Origin of the sequence: Kitasatospora sp. NPDC093102, assembly GCF_040683915.1 — a bacterium.
GTDB lineage: Bacteria > Actinomycetota > Actinomycetes > Streptomycetales > Streptomycetaceae > Kitasatospora.
Window position 1 is genome coordinate 12,694 of record NZ_JBFBFA010000038.1, and the last position, 16,358, is coordinate 29,051.

General features: G+C 71.8%; 15 protein-coding genes. 8 read left to right on the forward strand and 7 right to left on the reverse strand.

All coding sequences use genetic code 11. The features are described 5' to 3' along the window. Positions 1 to 165 precede the first annotated feature (165 nt). Entirely contained in the window at positions 166 to 2,769 is a 2,604-nt protein-coding gene (locus AB0O11_RS31100; RefSeq protein ID WP_363393659.1) for an FHA domain-containing protein, read from the reverse strand. A 222-nt stretch (positions 2,770 to 2,991) separates the two neighbouring features. Between AB0O11_RS31100 and serB the strand changes: the two genes are divergently transcribed. Beyond that, positions 2,992 to 4,248, forward strand: a complete 1,257-nt coding sequence (serB, locus tag AB0O11_RS31105; RefSeq protein ID WP_363393661.1) for a phosphoserine phosphatase SerB — start codon at positions 2,992 to 2,994, stop codon at positions 4,246 to 4,248. Between the two features lie 111 nt (positions 4,249 to 4,359). Here serB and AB0O11_RS31110 read toward each other — a convergent pair whose 3' ends face one another. From AB0O11_RS31110 to AB0O11_RS31120, 3 genes are all read right to left on the reverse strand, one after another. Then, positions 4,360 to 4,887 (reverse strand): histidine phosphatase family protein, encoded by a 528-nt coding sequence (locus tag AB0O11_RS31110; RefSeq protein WP_363393663.1) that lies wholly within the window; start codon positions 4,885 to 4,887, stop codon positions 4,360 to 4,362. 123 nt (positions 4,888 to 5,010) lie between these two features. Continuing rightward, positions 5,011 to 5,133, reverse strand: a complete 123-nt coding sequence (locus AB0O11_RS31115) for an SGM_5486 family transporter-associated protein (RefSeq protein ID WP_363393665.1) — start codon at positions 5,131 to 5,133, stop codon at positions 5,011 to 5,013. A 135-nt stretch (positions 5,134 to 5,268) separates the two neighbouring features. Next, positions 5,269 to 6,567: an MFS transporter gene (locus AB0O11_RS31120; RefSeq protein WP_363393759.1), complete on the reverse strand. Its 1,299-nt coding sequence runs from the start codon at positions 6,565 to 6,567 to the stop codon at positions 5,269 to 5,271. A gap of 116 nt (positions 6,568 to 6,683) precedes the next feature. On the opposite strand from AB0O11_RS31120, the gene AB0O11_RS31125 reads away from it, so the two are divergent. Beyond that, entirely contained in the window at positions 6,684 to 7,358 is a 675-nt protein-coding gene (locus AB0O11_RS31125) for a FadR/GntR family transcriptional regulator (protein ID WP_363393667.1), read from the forward strand. Between the two features lie 202 nt (positions 7,359 to 7,560). Here the strand turns inward: AB0O11_RS31125 and fabI are convergent, their stop codons facing one another. Together fabI and fabG are read right to left on the reverse strand one after the other, a co-directional pair. After that, a complete protein-coding gene (gene fabI, locus AB0O11_RS31130) occupies positions 7,561 to 8,328 on the reverse strand; it encodes an enoyl-ACP reductase FabI (protein WP_363393669.1) in 768 nt (255 codons plus the stop codon). Positions 8,329 to 8,330: 2 nt separating this feature from the next. Then, on the reverse strand, positions 8,331 to 9,050 hold the full coding sequence (gene fabG, locus AB0O11_RS31135) for a 3-oxoacyl-[acyl-carrier-protein] reductase (RefSeq protein ID WP_363393671.1): 720 nt from the start codon (positions 9,048 to 9,050) through the stop codon (positions 8,331 to 8,333). Positions 9,051 to 9,362: 312 nt separating this feature from the next. Here fabG and AB0O11_RS31140 point away from each other — a divergent pair, with 312 nt between their 5' ends. The 6 genes from AB0O11_RS31140 (at position 9,363) to AB0O11_RS31165 (ending at position 15,334) form a co-directional block, all read left to right on the forward strand. Then, positions 9,363 to 10,508 carry an MBL fold metallo-hydrolase gene (locus AB0O11_RS31140; protein WP_363393673.1) on the forward strand — a complete coding sequence of 382 codons (1,146 nt, stop codon included), beginning with the start codon at positions 9,363 to 9,365 and terminating at the stop codon, positions 10,506 to 10,508. A gap of 211 nt (positions 10,509 to 10,719) precedes the next feature. After that, positions 10,720 to 12,282 (forward strand): TldD/PmbA family protein, encoded by a 1,563-nt coding sequence (locus tag AB0O11_RS31145; protein ID WP_363393674.1) that lies wholly within the window; start codon positions 10,720 to 10,722, stop codon positions 12,280 to 12,282. Continuing rightward, positions 12,282 to 13,679, forward strand: a complete 1,398-nt coding sequence (locus tag AB0O11_RS31150) for a metallopeptidase TldD-related protein (RefSeq protein ID WP_363393676.1) — start codon at positions 12,282 to 12,284, stop codon at positions 13,677 to 13,679. The genes AB0O11_RS31145 and AB0O11_RS31150 overlap by 1 nt, the downstream gene beginning before the upstream one ends. Positions 13,680 to 13,710: 31 nt before the next feature. Continuing rightward, positions 13,711 to 14,259, forward strand: coding sequence for an RNA 2'-phosphotransferase (locus AB0O11_RS31155; protein ID WP_363393761.1), 549 nt, complete (start codon positions 13,711 to 13,713; stop codon positions 14,257 to 14,259). 187 nt (positions 14,260 to 14,446) lie between these two features. Then, positions 14,447 to 14,830 (forward strand): DUF3099 domain-containing protein, encoded by a 384-nt coding sequence (locus tag AB0O11_RS31160; RefSeq protein ID WP_363393678.1) that lies wholly within the window; start codon positions 14,447 to 14,449, stop codon positions 14,828 to 14,830. A 264-nt stretch (positions 14,831 to 15,094) separates the two neighbouring features. Then, positions 15,095 to 15,334 (forward strand): hypothetical protein, encoded by a 240-nt coding sequence (locus tag AB0O11_RS31165; RefSeq protein ID WP_363393680.1) that lies wholly within the window; start codon positions 15,095 to 15,097, stop codon positions 15,332 to 15,334. A 27-nt stretch (positions 15,335 to 15,361) separates the two neighbouring features. Here AB0O11_RS31165 and moaA read toward each other — a convergent pair whose 3' ends face one another. Continuing rightward, positions 15,362 to 16,351 carry a GTP 3',8-cyclase MoaA gene (gene moaA, locus AB0O11_RS31170; protein ID WP_363393763.1) on the reverse strand — a complete coding sequence of 330 codons (990 nt, stop codon included), beginning with the start codon at positions 16,349 to 16,351 and terminating at the stop codon, positions 15,362 to 15,364. Between the last annotated feature and the right edge of the window lie 7 nt (positions 16,352 to 16,358).

A 16,358-nucleotide genomic window follows, 5' to 3' on the forward strand; every position in this document is an offset into this window, starting at 1 on the left:
ACCGCCGCCATGACGACCGCCGCGTCCGCCCACAGCCGCCCCGGGCCCAGGCCCGGGGACCTAGGCCGCAGGGCCCGTCCGGGGCCTCGGGAGACCGCCCGGAACGCCGAGGGGCGGCCCTCCCCAGTGGGAGAGCCGCCTCTCGGCCTGCTGCCGGAGAAGGGGTCAGCCCTTCTGCATGACCTCGGGCTCGTGCCGGCGCTGGAGCCGGGTCACGAGGACGCCGATGACGATCGAGATGGCGATCAGCACGCCCGCGTCGATCGCCCACTGGGCGACACTGTGCTTCCAGAGCGGGTCGTAGTTGGGGTTCTGGAAGTCCTTGTTCCAAGGTCCCATGAGCATGGACAGGTCGAGCGTGGTGGACACGACGCCGGTGCCCCAGCGGGCCGGCATCAGCCAGGCGGCCTGCTCCAGACCGGGCTTGCTGAAGATCTGGAAGAGGCAGCCGGTGAAGACGACCTGGACGATGGCGAACATGACCAGTAGCGGCATGGTCTTCTCGGCGGTCTTCACCAGCGCGGAGATCATCAGACCGAACATCATCGCAGCGAAGCTCAGCAGGATCATGCCGATGGTCATCTCGATGATCGGCAGGTTCTTGACGATCAGGCCGTGCTCGGGGAGCTTGCGCGGCAGGAAGCCGACGGCGGAGATGATGGCGCCCTGGATCACGCTGAAGAAGCCCAGCACGATGATCTTGGACATCATGTACGCCGAGCGGGAGAGCCCGGTGGCTCGTTCTCGCTCGTAGATCGCCCGTTCCTTGATCAACTCTCGGACCGAGTTGGCCGCTCCGGAGAAGCAGGCGCCGATCGCCAGGATCAGAATGATCGTGGCGGCCCCGCTGTTGAGGTGGAGCTGCGTCTTCGGGTTGGAAGCGAGCCCCGGTTCGTTGGGGATCAGCACGCTGACCGCGCCGATGACCGCGGGCAGCAGCACCGACAGCGCCAGGAAGCCCCGGTCCGAGGCGAGCACCGACATGTAGCGGCGCATCAGGGTCCACAGCTGCGAGCCCCAGCTCTGCGGCTTCGGCGGCTTGACGGCCTCCTGGGCGACCTGGACGTGCTGCACCTCGCCCGCCTCCACGGTGGGTGCGGAGTACTGCTGGTAGTGCACCGAGCCCCTGTAGCGACCGGCCCAGTCGTGGTCCGGGTAGTTCTCGAAGGCCTGGAAGACGTCCGCCCAGGTCTCGTACCCGAAGAAGTGCAGCGCCTCGTCCGGCGGGCCGAAGTAGGCCACCGAACCGCCCGGCGCCATTACGAGCAGCCGGTCGCACAGTGCGAGTTCGGCCACCGAGTGGGTGACGACCAGGATGGTGCGGCCGTCGTCGGCGAGACCTCGCAGCATCTGCATGACCTCACGGTCCATACCCGGGTCGAGGCCCGAGGTGGGCTCGTCCAGGAAGATCAGCGAGGGCTTTGTCAGCAGCTCCAGGGCGACCGAGACACGCTTCTGCTGGCCGCCGGAGAGCGCGGTGATCTTGTTGTCGGCGCGCTTGTCCAGGCGCAGCTCGTACAGCACCTCGTCGATCCGGGCCTCGCGCTCGCGCGCCTCGGTGTCGCCGGGGAAGCGCAGCCGGGCCGCGTACTTGAGGCCCTTTCGGACGGTGAGCTCGCGGTGCAGGATCTCGGACTGCGGCACCAGGCCGATGCGCGAGCGGAGCTCGGCGAACTGCTTGTAGAGGTTGCGGCCGTCGTACAGGACCTCGCCGCGGTCGGCCGGACGGTACCCGGTGAGGGCGCGCAGCAGCGTGGACTTGCCGGAGCCGGACGGGCCGATGACCGCGACCAGGGACTTCTCCGGGACGCCGAAGCTGACGTCGTTGAGCAGGATCTTCTTGCCGCCCTTGTGCTCGACCTCGACGGTCAGGTGGCGGGCGGAGAAGGAGACCGCGCCGGTGTCGACGAACTCCTGGAGCTGGTCGCCGACCAGGACGAAGCCGGAGTGACCGACGGTCAGCCGGTCCTGCGGGCCCATCAGCTGACGCTGCACCCGCTGACCGTTGAGGAAGATGCCGTTGTGGCTGCCGAGGTCGACGATCTCATAGCGGCCGTCCGGGAGCTGACGCAGCTCGGCGTGGTGACGGGAGACCTGGAGGTCGGACACCACGATGTCGTTGTCGAGCGCACGACCGATCCGGACGGTGCGCATCGCCGACGTCAGGTTGCGGATGATGGTCGGCTGCGGCCCGTCGCCACCCTGCTGCGGCGGGCCCTGGAAGCCCTGCTGCTGCGGGAAGCCACCGTGCTGGGGCTGCGGCTGCGGGGCCGGCTGGGCCTGCGGCGGCGCGTACTGCTGCTGCGGGAACGGCGGCTGGGCCTGCGGCTGACCCGACCAGGCCTGCTGCTGCGGCTGCTGGTACGGGTCGTGCTGCGGCCAGCCCTGCTGCGGAGCGGGCTGCTGGGGCGTGGGCACCGGACCACGGCTGGTGGTGGCCTCGTGCATCGGGGCGGCCTGCGGAGCAGCGGCGTGCGCGGGTGCGGAGAAGCCGAGCCGGGGGCCGTTCTCCGGGTTGCCCAGGTTGACCACGGCACCGGGGAACAGCTGGGCCTGCATGGTGCGGGCGCCGGCCACGTACGTTCCGTTGGTGCTGCCGTGGTCGTCCAGTTGCCAACCGCTGCCGTTGAAGCTGATGGTCCCGTGCTGCCAGGACACCCTGGCGTCCTCGAACGAGAAGTCGGACTGCGGGTTGCGCCCGATGGTGTAGGACCGCCCCGGCTCCAGAGTCCGCTGCTGTCCGTTGATCTCAATGACGAGTTGCGGCACTGCGCGCCTGCCCCGCTCTCTCGGTTCCCCCGAATTGTGGCCCCCGGCCAGGGGTGCGATGTTCCTGTGATTGACGGGGGGAATCATTCCAGCCCGCCGACCGCCGATGAAAGTCGGCCTGGGTGACTGTGACCAGGCTGCTACCGAGCCTGACCCATGGCGTCCCGCGAGGTGGGACGGGTGCCCCCGGGCCGTCGGGCGCCGGGTAGCGTGGGAGGCACCATGAACGCATCGCCCCTGGCCGCTGAGCCCCTCCCCGCCGCCCAGCACCGGACCGCGGACGAGCGCACCCTGCTCGTCAAGGTGTTCGGCAAGGACCGCCCCGGCATCACCGCCGGCCTCTTCACGACGCTGGCCGGCTTCGGCGTCGACGTCATCGACATCGAGCAGGTCGTCACCCGTGGCCGCATCACGCTGTGCGCCCTGGTCACCCCGCCCCCCGCACCCGGCGCCGAGGGTGGGCTGCGGGCCACCGTCCACCGCTGGGCCGACGAGCAGAAGCTCCAGGCCGAGATCCTCTCCGGTATCGGTGACAACCGGCCGCGCCGTGAGGGCCGCTCGCACGTCACGGTGCTCGGCAACCCGCTGACGGCCGCTGCCGTCTCCGCGCTCACCTCCCGGATCACCGCCTCCGGCGGCAACATCGACCGTGTCTTCAGGCTCGCCAAGTACCCGGTGACGGCGGTCGAGCTGGCCGTCTCCGGTGTCGCCACCGACGAGCTGCGGGCCGCGCTGGCCCAGGAGGCGGCCACCCAACGGGTGGACGTCGCGGTGGTCGCGGCCGGATTGGAGCGCCGGGCCAAGCGCCTGGTGGTCATGGACGTCGACTCCACGCTCATCCAGGACGAGGTGATCGAGCTGTTCGCCGCCCACGCGGGCTGCGAGGAGAAGGTCGCCGAGGTGACGGCGGCGGCGATGCGCGGCGAGCTGGACTTCGCCGAGTCGCTGCGGGCCCGGGTGGCGCTGCTGGCCGGGCTGGACGCCTCGGTGACGGAGAAGGTCCGCGCCGAGGTCCGCTTCACGCCGGGCGCACGCACCCTGATCCGTACCCTCCAGCGCCTCGGCTACCAGGTCGCGGTGGTGTCCGGCGGCTTCACCCAGGTCACCGACCACCTGGTGGAGCAGCTGGGGCTGGACTTCGCGGCCGCGAACACCCTGGAGGTGGTGGACGGCAGGTTCACCGGCCGGGTGGTCGGCGAGATCGTGGACCGGGCGGGCAAGGCCCGCTGGCTGGCCCGCTTCGCCGAGCAGGCGAAGGTGCCGCTGGAGCAGACGGTGGCGATCGGCGACGGCGCCAACGACCTGGACATGCTGAACGCGGCCGGCCTCGGGGTGGCGTTCAACGCCAAGCCGGTGGTGCGCGAGGCCGCCGACACCGCGGTGAACGTGCCGTTCTTGGACACCGTGCTGTACCTGCTGGGCATCACCCGCGAGGAGGTCGAGGCGGCCGACGCGCTGCACGGCACCCCGCCCGAGTAAGGGCCGGCCCGGCCACGGCCGATGGAGTGAGGCCCGCCCGAGGAGGGCCTTCGGACGCACACGAGGGGCGCGCGGATCAAATCCGCGCGCCCCTCACGTACGTTCCCGGGATCAGTCCTGCGGCGTGTAGTACGAGACCAGCTCGGCCACGCCCGGCTCGACGCCCTTCCAGGAGCCGCTGAAGCTGAGCACGGCGATCGCCGCCGTCGGGAAGCCCCCGAGCCGCAGCCGCTCCAGCGCGTCCCGGTCGCCCGCGTCCCCGGCCAGCACCTGGGTCAGACCCAGCACACCCGGGTTGTGGCCGACCAGAACCAGGTCCGAGAACTCCTCCGGAGTCTCCTGGAGCACGGCGATGATCTCGCCGGGGCTGGCCTCGTAGACCCGGTCCTCGTACACCGTCTTGCGGGACCGCTTGGGCAGCTCGTGCGCCGCCAGCTTCCAGGTCTCGCGGGTGCGCAGCGCGGTGGAGCAGAGCACGTAGTCGGGGTTGATGCCGGAGTCGACCAGCCAGCGGCCGGCGTCCGGAGCCTGGTGTCGGCCCCGGTCGGCCAACGGCCGCTCGTGGTCGTCCACGCCGTTCGGCCAGTCGGCCTTGGCATGGCGGAGAACGATGATCCTGCGGGGCGTGTCGGCGCTCATACCCAGCAAGCTTGGCAGAAAAGCGGCCCGGCGGCGCGACGCTCCCGGATGCCACCACTCCGAGGGACGAGGAGTCTCACGATGCCCCGTTCACCAGGGCACCGGGTGGCGTACGGGAATCCCTCAGCCCATCGTGGCCGCGACGGTGGCGATGACCGCCACCAGCACCACGATGGCGCCGAAGGCGAGGGCGATGCGGCCGAGCTGCTTGCGGCCGTCGGTGGGATCGGGATCGAGAACGGGCATGTCCGGAATTCTCCCATCCCGAACACGCCCGCCGTCCGCTGGCCCCACCGCCTTGGCCAGGCCTTGACCTTCCCCGTCGGTCCTCGCCCTTCACCGCCGCGGCCGGCCCCCGGCGTCACACGCCCCCGTCGGGCGTCACGCCCTGGCCTGCTCCCCCGGGTGCACCGCCTCGTCCTCGATGTACCGGGCCAGCGCCGCGCGCAGGCCGAACAGCATCTGCGGCACCAGCAGCAGGGCCAGGAAGCCCAGCGGCCAGTACCACTGGCCGGTGACGTCGTAGATCCGGCCGATCAGGAGCAGACCGGGAACGGAGATCAGGTAGCCGATCCCCTGGGCGAAGGCGGACAGCTGTGCGACGCCGCCGGCCGTCCGGGCGCGCAGTCCGATCATCGTCAGCACCAGCGGGAAGGCGCAGTTGGACAGGCCCACCAGGACCGCCCAGACCCACGGCGCGCCGGCCGGGGCGAGCGCCAGCCCGGCGTAGCCGGCGATGCCGCACGAGGCCAGCACGACCACGAACGGCCGCTGGTCACCGCGGCGGGCGGCGAGGTTGGGCAGGACGTAGGAGACCGGCACGCCGATCACCATGGTGACCGCGAGCAGCACGCCGGAGGTGCCCTTGTCGACGCCGGCGTCCTGGAAGATCTTCGGCAGCCAGCCCATCACCATGTACGCACCGCTGGCCTGGAGGCCGAAGAAGCCGGCCAGCGCCCAGGCCGTACGGCTGCGGGTGATCGGCAGCTTGGCCGGGACGGCGTTGCCGCCCGCCCGCTCGCCGCGCTCGCGCTTGGCGATCAGCACCGGCAGCCAGAGCAGCAGCGCGAGCGCGCCGAGCGCCGCCCAGACACCCAGGCCGTATCGCCAGTCGCCGCCGAACGCGCTGGTCAGCGGCACGGTGACGGCGGCGGCCAGCGCGGTGCCGGCGGACAGTGCCATGGAGTACAGGCCGATCATCGGACCGACCTTCTCCGGGAAGTAGCGCTTGATCACGACCGGGAGCAGCACGTTGGAGACTGCGACGCCGGCCAGCGCGAGCGCGGTCAGCAGCAGGAAGACCGCGGTGCCACCCGCGAAGGAGCGGGCCAGCACGCCCGCGGCGATCGCGCCCATGCCGGCCGTGACCACCGCGATGGGGCCGATCCGGCGGGCCGCGGCCGGGGCGGCGAAGCCGAACAGCGCGAAGCACAGCGACGGGACGGCGGTGAGCAGCCCGGCGAGGGTCGGGTTCATTCCCAGGTCGGCACGGACCTGGTCGAGCAGCGGCCCGAGGCTGGTGACCACGGGGCGCAGGTTGAAGGCTGCGGCGGCGATCGCGACGGCGAACAGCCAGCCCAGGTACTTGGCGGAGCCTGAGGCTGCGGGCCGCTCGGTCGGCGGCCGCCGGGTCTCGGTCGGGTTGGAGGCGGTGGTGTCTGCTGCGGGCATGAGCGACATCATAGAATGATGGGATGAATTGACGCACCTTGTAATTGGCATGATGTGCCGACCGTTCATCCACCGGCCACCTCCCACCCAGGCCCCACCCGAGCCGTAGTCGCAAGGAGTCCCCCGTGGCGCTGTCCTCGCCGAGGCGCACCCCGCTGTCCGACCAGGTGATCGCACAGCTGCGTGCCCAGATCACTTCCGGGGAGTGGCCGGTCGGCTCGCGCATCCCCACCGAGGCCGCCCTGGTCGAACAGCTCGGCGTCGCTCGCAACACCGTCCGCGAGGCCGTCCGCGCCCTCGCCCACAACGGGCTGCTCGACATCAGACAGGGCTCCGGCACGTACGTGCTGGCCACCAGCGAGCTGGCCGGAGTCATGCACCGCCGCTTCGCCGACGCCGAACAGGCCCAGATCGCCGAGCTGCGGGCGGCGCTGGAGACCTCGGCAGCGGGCCTCGCCGCCCACCGCCGGACCGCCCGCGACCTGGAGCTGCTGGACGGCGCACTGGCCCGCCGGGAGGCCGCCTGGCACTCCGGCGAGGCCGAGGACTTCATCCAGGCCGACGCCGCCTTCCACCAGGCCGTGGTGGCAGCCGCCCACAACGACGTCCTGCTCGCCGTCTACGCCGACCTCGGCGAGGTCACCCGTGAGCACCTGCGGCACGACGTCGGCCCCGAGCTGATCGCCGAGCGCTACATCGGCCACCACGGCATCCTGGAGGCCATCCGGGCCGGTGACGCCCAGCGCGCCTCGGTCGAGGCGGGCCGCGCCATCGGCGCCTGCGCCACCGCGGAGGCCTGACCGCCCTCGCGCCGGCACCAGACCCGCCCTCAAGCCCGACGTGCCCGGCGCCGACCCCGGCCCCGGCCCCGGCCAGGACTACCGACCAGGAATCCCGACCAGGAGCCCAGGCCCGCCCTGGACCCCGGCCGAAACGAGAACGAAACGCCGCTGCCCGGCACCCCCACGAGGGAGGGCCGGGCAGCGGCGTACGGGCGGAGCGTCAGGCGCCGATGGCGTGCAGACCGCCGTCGACGTGGATGATCTCGCCGGTGGTCTTCGGGAACCAGTCCGACAGCAGCGCGACGATGCCGCGGCCGGCCGGCTCCGGGTCGCTCAGGTCCCACTTCAGCGGGGAGCGGTGGTTCCAGGTGTCGGCCAGCTCGCCGAAGCCCGGGATGGACTTGGCGGCCATCGAGCCGATCGGACCGGCCGAGATCAGGTTGCAGCGGATGTCCCGCTCGCCCAGGTAGCGCGCCAGGTAGCGGTTGGTCGACTCCAGGGCAGCCTTGGCCGGGCCCATCCAGTCGTACTGCGGCCAGGCGAACTGGGCGTCGAAGGTCAGACCGACCACCGAACCGCCGTCCTGCATCAGCGGCAGCAGCGCCGTGGTCAGCGACTTCAGCGAGTACGCCGAGACGTGCATCGCGGTGGCCACGGACTCCCACGGGGTGTCCAGGAAGCTGCCGCCCAGAGCGTCCTGCGGAGCGAAGCCGATCGAGTGGACGATGCCGTCCAGGGTCGGCAGGTGCTCGCGGACCTGGTCGGCGATGCCGGCCAGCTGCTCCGCGTCGGAGACGTCCAGCTCCAGCACCTTGACCGGGTGCGGCAGTTTCTTGGCGATCCGCTCGGTCAGGCTCGGACGCGGGAAGGCGGTGAGGATGATCTCCGCACCCTGCTCCTGCGCGAGCTTGGCGGTGTGGAAGGCGATGGAGGACTCCATCAGCACACCGGTGATCAGGATCCGCTTGCCTTCGAGGATTCCGCTCATGATCAGTGACCCATGCCCAATCCGCCGTCGACGGGAATGACGGCTCCAGTGATGTACGCGGCCTCGTCGGAAGCGAGGAACCGCACGGTGGAGGCGACCTCGGCGGGCGCCGCGTAGCGGCCCAGCGGCACGCCCGCGACGATCTCCGCGCGGCGCTCGTCACTGAGCACGGCGGTCATGTCGGTGTCGACGAAGCCGGGGGCGACCACGTTGACGGTGATGTTGCGCGGGCCGAGCTCGCGCGCCAGCGACCGGGCGAAGCCGACCAGGCCGGCCTTGGAGGCGGCGTAGTTGGCCTGGCCCGGGGAGCCGGACAGGCCCACCACGGACGAGATCAGCACGACGCGGCCCTTCTTGGCACGCATCATCAGCTTGGAGGCGCGCTTGACCACCCGGAAGGTGCCGGTCAGGTTGGTGTCCACGACGGAGGTGAAGTCCTCCTCGGACATGCGCAGCAGCAGGGTGTCGTTGGTGATGCCCGCGTTGGCGACCAGAACCTCGACCGCGCCGTGCTTCTGCTCGATCTCGGTGAAGGCGGCGTCGACCTGTACGGAGTCCGTGATGTCGCAGCGGACCGCAAGGACGTCGTACTTGGCCAGCGCCTCCGGCACCTCGCCCGAGCGGCTGGTGATGGCCACCTTGTCGCCCGCTTCGGCGAAGGCCTGGGCGATCGCGAGGCCGATGCCCCGGTTTCCTCCGGTGACGAGAACCGAGCGGCTCAACGATCCACCTCTCTCCGTGTGTGAGCGCATACGTCGGAATGCGTACGCAGTGTGACGCTATCGGGCGGTCGGCGGCGGCGGCGCATCGGGCTCCCACAGCGCCTCCCCGGCGGATCTGTCGCAATCCGACAATCCGTACCCGCCCGTTCCGTCCCGGCGGCGGACATCGCCCAGGCCCGGGCGTTGCCCGGATCGGGGCGACTGTACGGGAACAACACGGGCGGGCACACCCGTTGCCCCCGTGGTGCGGGCCGGCCCGGGACCTGCCGTACCGATTCCCGACCATCCCGGCGAGCGACGAAGGCAGAGCGGATGACCAAGGCACGGCCCGGGAGCACCCACCGAGGCGGACGACTGCTGGCCCTCACCGCGCTGGCGGCCGGCCTGGGCACGGCCGCCTGGTCGCTGCGCGACCTGCCTGCGGCGTTCGGGCGACGGCCGGACGGCGAGCGCGAGGAGCGGGTACGCAACTCCCCGCAGTACCGCGACGGCGTCTTCCACAACGCGCCCTCCGCGCTCGCCCGCACCGCCGGCGCCCCCGGTTTCGACGGCGCCACCGCCCGCCGGATGCTGTTCGAACGGGCCGGCCGCGTCCCCGCCCGCCCGGTGCCGACCGTCCGCCCCGAGACCCCGTCCGGACCGGCCGCCGAGGGCGTGAAGGTCACCTGGTACGGCCACGCCTCCGCGCTGGTGGAGATCGAGGGCTTCCGGGTGCTGCTCGACCCGGTCTGGAGCGACCGCTGCTCCCCCGCCGCGCACGTCGGCCCCAAGCGGTTGCACCCGGTGCCGGTCGGGCTGGAGGAGCTGCCGCAGGTCGACGCGGTGCTGATCTCGCACGACCACTACGACCACCTGGACATGGTGACGGTCAAGCGTCTGGTGCGCAGCCAGTCCGCGCCCTTCGCAGTGCCGCTCGGCATCGGCGCCCATCTGCGCCGCTGGGGCGTCCCCGAGCACCGGATCATCGAGCTGGACTGGGACGAGACCTGCACCCTGGGTGACCTGGTGCTCACCCTCACCGCGGCGCACCACTTCTCCGGCCGTGGGCTGACCCGCAACACCACGCTGTGGGGTTCCTGGGTGATCGCCGGCCCGAGCCGCAAGGTCTTCTACACCGGCGACTCCGGCTACTTCGAGGGCTACGCCCGGATCGGCGAGCAGCACGGCCCGTTCGACGCCGCTCTGGTCCAGATCGGCGCCTACGACGCGGCCTGGGCGGACATCCACATGACCCCCGAAGACGCCGTCCTCGCGCACAAGGACCTGACCGCCGGCCTGCTGGTGCCCGTCCACTGGTGCACCTTCAACCTGGGCCTGCACCCGTGGGCCGAACCGATCGAGCGGCTGGTGAAGGCGGCCAAGGGGCAGGCCGTCCCGCTGGCCGTCCCGCGCCCCGGCGAGCGGGTCGACGTCGACAACCCGCCGGAGCTGGACGGCTGGTGGGAGACCGTCGGCTGACGGCCCGTACCGGCACGCCCGGGAAACGGGAACCGGGAAGCGGGAAGCGGGAAGCGGAATCGGCAACGGGAAACAGCGCCCGAACCGTACTGGCCGAAACCGCAGCGCACCGGTCGAAATGCGCTGGCCGGAAACCCGGTGGACGGGAAATGATGCGGTGTGGGCGCCCCTGTGGCGCCGCACCGCCACCCTCCGCGACCTGGGAGCCCGATTGCCTCCGATCCCTCCGGCCGATCGCTCCGGCGCCCCGCACGGGCGCGCCGTCGACCCGCTGTTCCTCGCCCTGCCGCTGCGCCCCCTCGCCGACGCCGCGCTCACCCGGGCCCGCAAGCTGGGCGCGAGCCATGCCGACTTCCGCCTGGAGCGGATCCGCAGCGCCTCCTGGCGGCTTCGCGACGCGCGTCCGGCCGGCACCTCCGACAGCGTGCAGCTCGGTTTCGCCGTCCGGGTGCTGCTGGACGGTGCCTGGGGCTTCGCCGCCGGTGTCGACCTCACCCCCGACGCGGCGGCCCGGGTCGCCGAGCAGGCCGTCGCGGTGGCCCGGCTCTCCGGCGGGATCAGCCGGGCGGCCGGCTCCACCCAGCGGGTCGAGCTGGCCGACGAACCGGTGTACCGGGACGTCACCTGGGTCTCCGCGTACGAGGTCAACCCCTTCGAGGTGCCGGACGCCGAGAAGACCGCGCTGCTCGCCGAGCGCAGCTCCCGGCTGCTGGCCGCCGAGGGCGTCTCCCACGTCCAGGCGGCCCTGCGGACCGTCCAGGAGAACAAGTTCTACGCGGACACCGCCGGCACGGTGACCACCCAGCAGCGGATCCGGGTGTACTCCGACCTGGAGGCCACCTCGGTCGACGAGCGCACGGGCGCCTTCGACTCGATGCAGACCCTGGCCCCGCCGGTCGGCCGCGGCTACGAGTACCTCACCGGCACCGGCTGGGACTGGGACGCCGAACTCGCCGAGCTGCCCGTCCTGCTGGCCGAGAAGATGAAGGCCCCGAGCGTCGAGGCGGGCCGCTACGACCTGGTCATCGACCCGACCAACCTCTGGCTTACCATCCACGAGTCGATCGGCCACGCCACCGAGCTGGACCGCGCGCTCGGCTACGAGGCCGCCTACGCCGGCACCTCCTTCGCCACCTTCGACCAGCTCGGCTCGCTCAAGTACGGCTCCGAGCTGATGCACGTCACCGGCGACCGCACCGCCGAGCACGGCCTGTCCACCATCGGCTACGACGACGAGGGCGTGGCCACCCAGTCCTGGGACCTGGTCAAGGACGGCATCCTGGTCGGCTACCAGCTCGACCGCAGCATGGCCGAGTTGAAGGGTTTCGAGCGCTCCAACGGCTGCGCCTTCGCCGACTCCCCCGCGCACGTCCCGGTGCAGCGGATGGCCAACGTCTCGCTGCAGCCGGCCGCCGACGGCCCGGACACCGAGGGCCTGTTCGCCCAGGTCGAGAACGGCCTCTACATCGTCGGCGACCGCTCCTGGTCGATCGACATGCAGAGGTACAACTTCCAGTTCACGGGGCAACGCGCCTACGCCATCAAGGACGGCGAACTCGCCGGCCAGGTCAAGGACTTCGCCTACCAGGCCACCACCACCGACTTCTGGGGCTCGATGGCGGCGGTCGGCGGCCCGCAGACCTACCGCCTCGGCGGCGCCTTCAACTGCGGCAAGGCGCAGCCCGGTCAGATCGCGGCGGTCAGCCACGGCTGCCCGTCGGCGCTGTTCCGCAACGTCAACGTGCTCAACACCCAGCAGGAGGCGGGTCACTGATGACCGCGAAGCAGCCCCACGAACTCGTCGAGCTGGCGCTCGGCCTCTCCCGCGCCGACGGCTGTGTGGTGATCGCCGACGAGGAGTCCACCGCCAACCTGCGCTGGGCCGGCAACGCGCTGACCACCAACGGCGTCACCCGCGGCCGCCGCCTCACCGTGATCGCCACCGTGGCCGGCGCCGAGGGCACCGCCTCCGGCGTGGTCTCCCGCGAAGCCGTCACCGCGGAGGAGGTGGAGGACCTGGTGCGGGCCGCCGAGGAGGCCGCCCGCGCGGCCGGACCGGCCGAGGACGCCCAGCCGTTGATCGCCGGCCAGCCCTCCTCGCCGGACTTCACCGAGCCGCCCGCGGTGACCTCCATCGAGGTGTTCGACGCCTTCGGCCCGGCCCTCGGCGAGGCCTTCGCCCGCGCCGCCGCCCAGGGCGAACTGCTCTACGGCTTCGCCCGGCACGAGATGACCTCCAGCTACCTGGGCAGCTCCACCGGCCTGCGGCTGCGCCACGACCAGCCCACCGGCATGGTCGAGATCAACGCCAAGACCGCCGACCTGTCCGGCTCGGCCTGGGTGGGCGCCGCCACCCGGGACTTCGCCGACATCGACGTCGCCGCCCTGCACACCGAGCTGACCAGGCGGCTCGGCTGGGGCGCCCGCAAGGTGGACCTGCCGGCCGGACGGTACGAGGCGCTGCTGCCGCCCTCGGCCGTCGCCGACCTACTGACCGTCCTCAACTGGTCCTCCGGCGGCCGGGACGCCCAGGAGGGCCGGACGGTCTTCTCCAAGCCCGGCGGAGGCACCCGGCTCGGCGACAAGCTCAGCGGCCTGCCGCTGACGCTGCGCTCCGACCCGCACGAGCCCGGCCTGGAGGCCGTGCCGTTCGTGCTCACCCACTCCACCGGCGGGGACTACTCGGTCTTCGACAACGGCCAGCCGATCGCCGCCACCGAGTGGATCCGCGAGGGCGTGCTGAACGATCTGATCACCAGCCGTCACTCGGCCGCCCTCACCGGCCTGCCGCTGCGCCCGGCGATCGACAACCTCGTGCTGGAGACGGCGGACCAGGAGTCGGCGCCGACCCTGGACGAGATGATCGCCCGCACCGAACGCGGCCTGCTGCTCACCTGCCTCTGGTACATCCGCGAGGTCGACCCGGCGACGCTGCTGCTCACCGGACTCACCCGGGACGGCGTCTACCTGGTGGAGAACGGCGAGGTCGTCGGCGAGGTCAACAACTTCCGGTTCAACGAGTCCCCGGTGGACCTGCTGAACCGGATCACCGAGGTGGGCCGCACCGAACGCTGCCTGCCCCGCGAGTGGAGCGACAACGTCACCCGCACCGCGATGCCACCCGTGCGTGTCACGGACTTCAACATGAGTTCGGTCAGCCAGGCCTCTTAGCCACTGACCAACGGGGGATACGAGAGACATGATGGACGAGAAGCGCCTGGTCAGGTCGAGCAAGATGCTGTCGCGCATCCTGCGGCACGAACCCGGGCTGGTGGGAGTCACGCTGGACGGGGCCGGCTGGGTCCGGGTCGACGAGCTGCTCGCCGCGCTCGCCGCCCGGGGCCGGCCGCTCACCCGGGCCGAGCTGGACCACGTCGTGGCGACCAACAACAAGCGCCGCTTCGGCTACTCACCGGACGGTCTCTCGATCCGCGCCAACCAGGGCCACACGGTGGCGGTCGACCTCGGTCTGGCCGCCGCCGTGCCGCCGCCCGTGCTCTACCACGGCACCGCCGACCGGCACCTGGCGGCGATCTTCCGCGAGGGCCTGCGCCCGATGGCCCGTCAGGACGTCCACCTCTCGGCGGACACCGAGACGGCGACCAGGGTCGGTGCCCGGCACGGCCGTCCGGTGGTGCTGACCGTGAACGCCGCGGCGATGACGGCGGCCGGCCACGAGTTCCGGCTCAGCGAGAACGGCGTCTGGCTCACCGACGCCGTTCCCCCGCAGTACCTCTCCCGGCGCTCGTAGCCCGCCGGCACGCACCACCGCGCCGGCGCCCGCCGCCGAAGGGCCTGTCCGCTCCGCCGGACAGGCCCTTCGCGTACCCGACCGAGTGGGTCCGGCCCACCCGGTCTCGTCGCCGCCCGCGTCCGGGCGTACCGTGAGGATGCCGCGCGGCCAGGCGCGCGGGTGCGTGACGAGGGCGGTAGGACACATGGGCAAGAGCGCCGGCGGCGGACAGGTCTTCCGGATCACGGGAGCGCGCAGCAGCCTCACCGAGGACGTCCGGGGGCGCCAGCGCCGCTACGTCATCTCGATGCTGGTCCGCACGGCCTGTGTGCTGCTCGCCGTGGTGCTGTGGGACGTCCAGCGGGTGCTGGCGTTGGCCGCGCTGGCGGGCGCCGTGCTGCTGCCCTACTTCGCGGTGCTGATCGCCAACGCGGGCCGGGAGCGGGCCCCGGGTCTGCCGAGCACCTTCGACATTCCGCTCGACACCCCGGTGATGATCGGCCCCGGTGGGACGGGTGGGGCGGGTGCGAAAGCCGGTACAGGAGAGGCAAAGGCCGTTCCCACCGATCCTTCACAGGACGTGGACTGACCGTCCGTTTGGCGCCGGTTCGCCCTCGTTCGGCTCAGCGAAAGCTCAAAAGAAGCTCAGATTAATCATGCAAGACCTCCCCATCCGATGGTCTCGGCGTGACATACTGCGTACGCGCTCCGCATCCCCCGTCGGAGCGACGGACCGACGCCGGGCGGCTCCCCCCGTGGCTGCCCGGCGTCGTCATGCCCGGATCCGGCCGGCCCGAGCGGGCGTGACAGACTGGCGGTGCAGACGTACCCGCCAATCGTTGAGGACGGCCCGATGGACACCGCGCAGACGCCGATCTGCTCCGCCAAGGGCTGCCGGGCGGACGCCGGCTGGGTGCTGGTGTGGAACAACCCCAAGTTGCACACTCCGGACCGCCGCAAGACCTGGCTCGCCTGTGACGAGCACCGCGAGCACCTGTCCCAGTTCCTCGGGGTTCGCGGCTTCCTCAAGGAGGTCGTCGCCTTCGCCGACTGGACCCCCGAGGCCGCCGAGGGCTCCGGCGAACCGGCCTAGCCCCGATCGGCCTCGGAGGGAACCGGCCTAGCCGCCGATCGCGGACATCGGCCGCTCGGGCTGGAGGAACTCCGGGTTGTCGATCCCGGCCCCGGCCTTCTTGCCCCACATCGCCGCCCGCCACAGCCCGGCCAGTTCGGCGTCGTCCGCTCCCGAGCGCAGCGCGGTGCGCAGGTCGGTCTCGCCGGTCGCGAACAGACAGTTGCGCACCTGGCCGTCGGCGGTCAGCCGGGTGCGGTCGCAGGCCCGGCAGAACGGGCGGGTGACCGAGGCGATCACGCCCACCCGACCGGGGCCGCCGTCCACCAGCCAGCGCTCGGCGGGTGCCGCGCCCCTACGCGCGGTCGGCTCGGGGGTCAGCGTGAAGCGGGCCTGGAGCAGGTCCAGGATCTCCGTCGCGGTGACCATCGACGCGCGGTCCCAGCCGTGCTGGGCGTCCAGCGGCATCTGCTCGATGAAGCGCAGCTCGTAGCCCTTCTCCAGGCACCAGGCCAGCAGGTCGGCCGCCTCGTGGTCGTTGACCCCGCGCATCAGCACCGCGTTCAGCTTCACCGGCGCCAGCCCGGCGGCCTCGGCGGCGGCCAGCCCGTCCAGCACGTCCTGGTGGCGGTGGCGGCGGGTGAGGGTGTGGAACACCTCGGGGTCGAGAGTGTCCAGCGAGACGTTGACCCGGTCGAGACCGGCCTCGCGCAGTGCCGTCGCGGTGCGGGCCAGCCCGATGCCATTGGTGGTCAGCGAGAGCTCCGGGCGCGGCTCCAGCTCCGAACAGGCGGCGACGACGGCGACCAGTCCGGGGCGCAGCAGCGGCTCGCCGCCCGTGAAGCGGACCTCGCGCACGCCCAGGTCGCGCACGGCGATGGTGACCAGCCGGACGATCTCCTCGTCGGTCAGCAGGTCGGGCTTGGCCAGCCACTGCAGGCCCTCCTCCGGCATGCAGTAGGTGCAGCGCAGGTTGCACCGGTCCGTGAGGGAGACCCGCAGGTCGACGGCCTGTCGTCCGAAGGTGTCGAGCAGCACGTACGTC

Excerpts from the sequence above, each read along its gene's own strand:
- serB (WP_363393661.1), top strand. The coding sequence starts at position 2,992 with ATGAACGCATCGCCCCTGGCCGCTGAGCCCCTCCCCGCCGCCCAGCAC.
- AB0O11_RS31160 (WP_363393678.1), top strand. The coding sequence starts at position 14,447 with ATGGGCAAGAGCGCCGGCGGCGGACAGGTCTTCCGGATCACGGGAGCG.
- AB0O11_RS31140 (WP_363393673.1), top strand. The coding sequence starts at position 9,363 with ATGACCAAGGCACGGCCCGGGAGCACCCACCGAGGCGGACGACTGCTG.
- AB0O11_RS31115 (WP_363393665.1), bottom strand. The coding sequence starts at position 5,133 with ATGCCCGTTCTCGATCCCGATCCCACCGACGGCCGCAAGCAGCTCGGC.
- AB0O11_RS31165 (WP_363393680.1), top strand. The coding sequence starts at position 15,095 with ATGGACACCGCGCAGACGCCGATCTGCTCCGCCAAGGGCTGCCGGGCG.
- AB0O11_RS31155 (WP_363393761.1), top strand. The coding sequence starts at position 13,711 with ATGGACGAGAAGCGCCTGGTCAGGTCGAGCAAGATGCTGTCGCGCATC.
- AB0O11_RS31120 (WP_363393759.1), bottom strand. The coding sequence starts at position 6,567 with ATGTCGCTCATGCCCGCAGCAGACACCACCGCCTCCAACCCGACCGAG.
- AB0O11_RS31110 (WP_363393663.1), bottom strand. The coding sequence starts at position 4,887 with ATGAGCGCCGACACGCCCCGCAGGATCATCGTTCTCCGCCATGCCAAG.
- AB0O11_RS31150 (WP_363393676.1), top strand. The coding sequence starts at position 12,282 with ATGACCGCGAAGCAGCCCCACGAACTCGTCGAGCTGGCGCTCGGCCTC.
- fabI (WP_363393669.1), bottom strand. The coding sequence starts at position 8,328 with ATGAGCGGAATCCTCGAAGGCAAGCGGATCCTGATCACCGGTGTGCTG.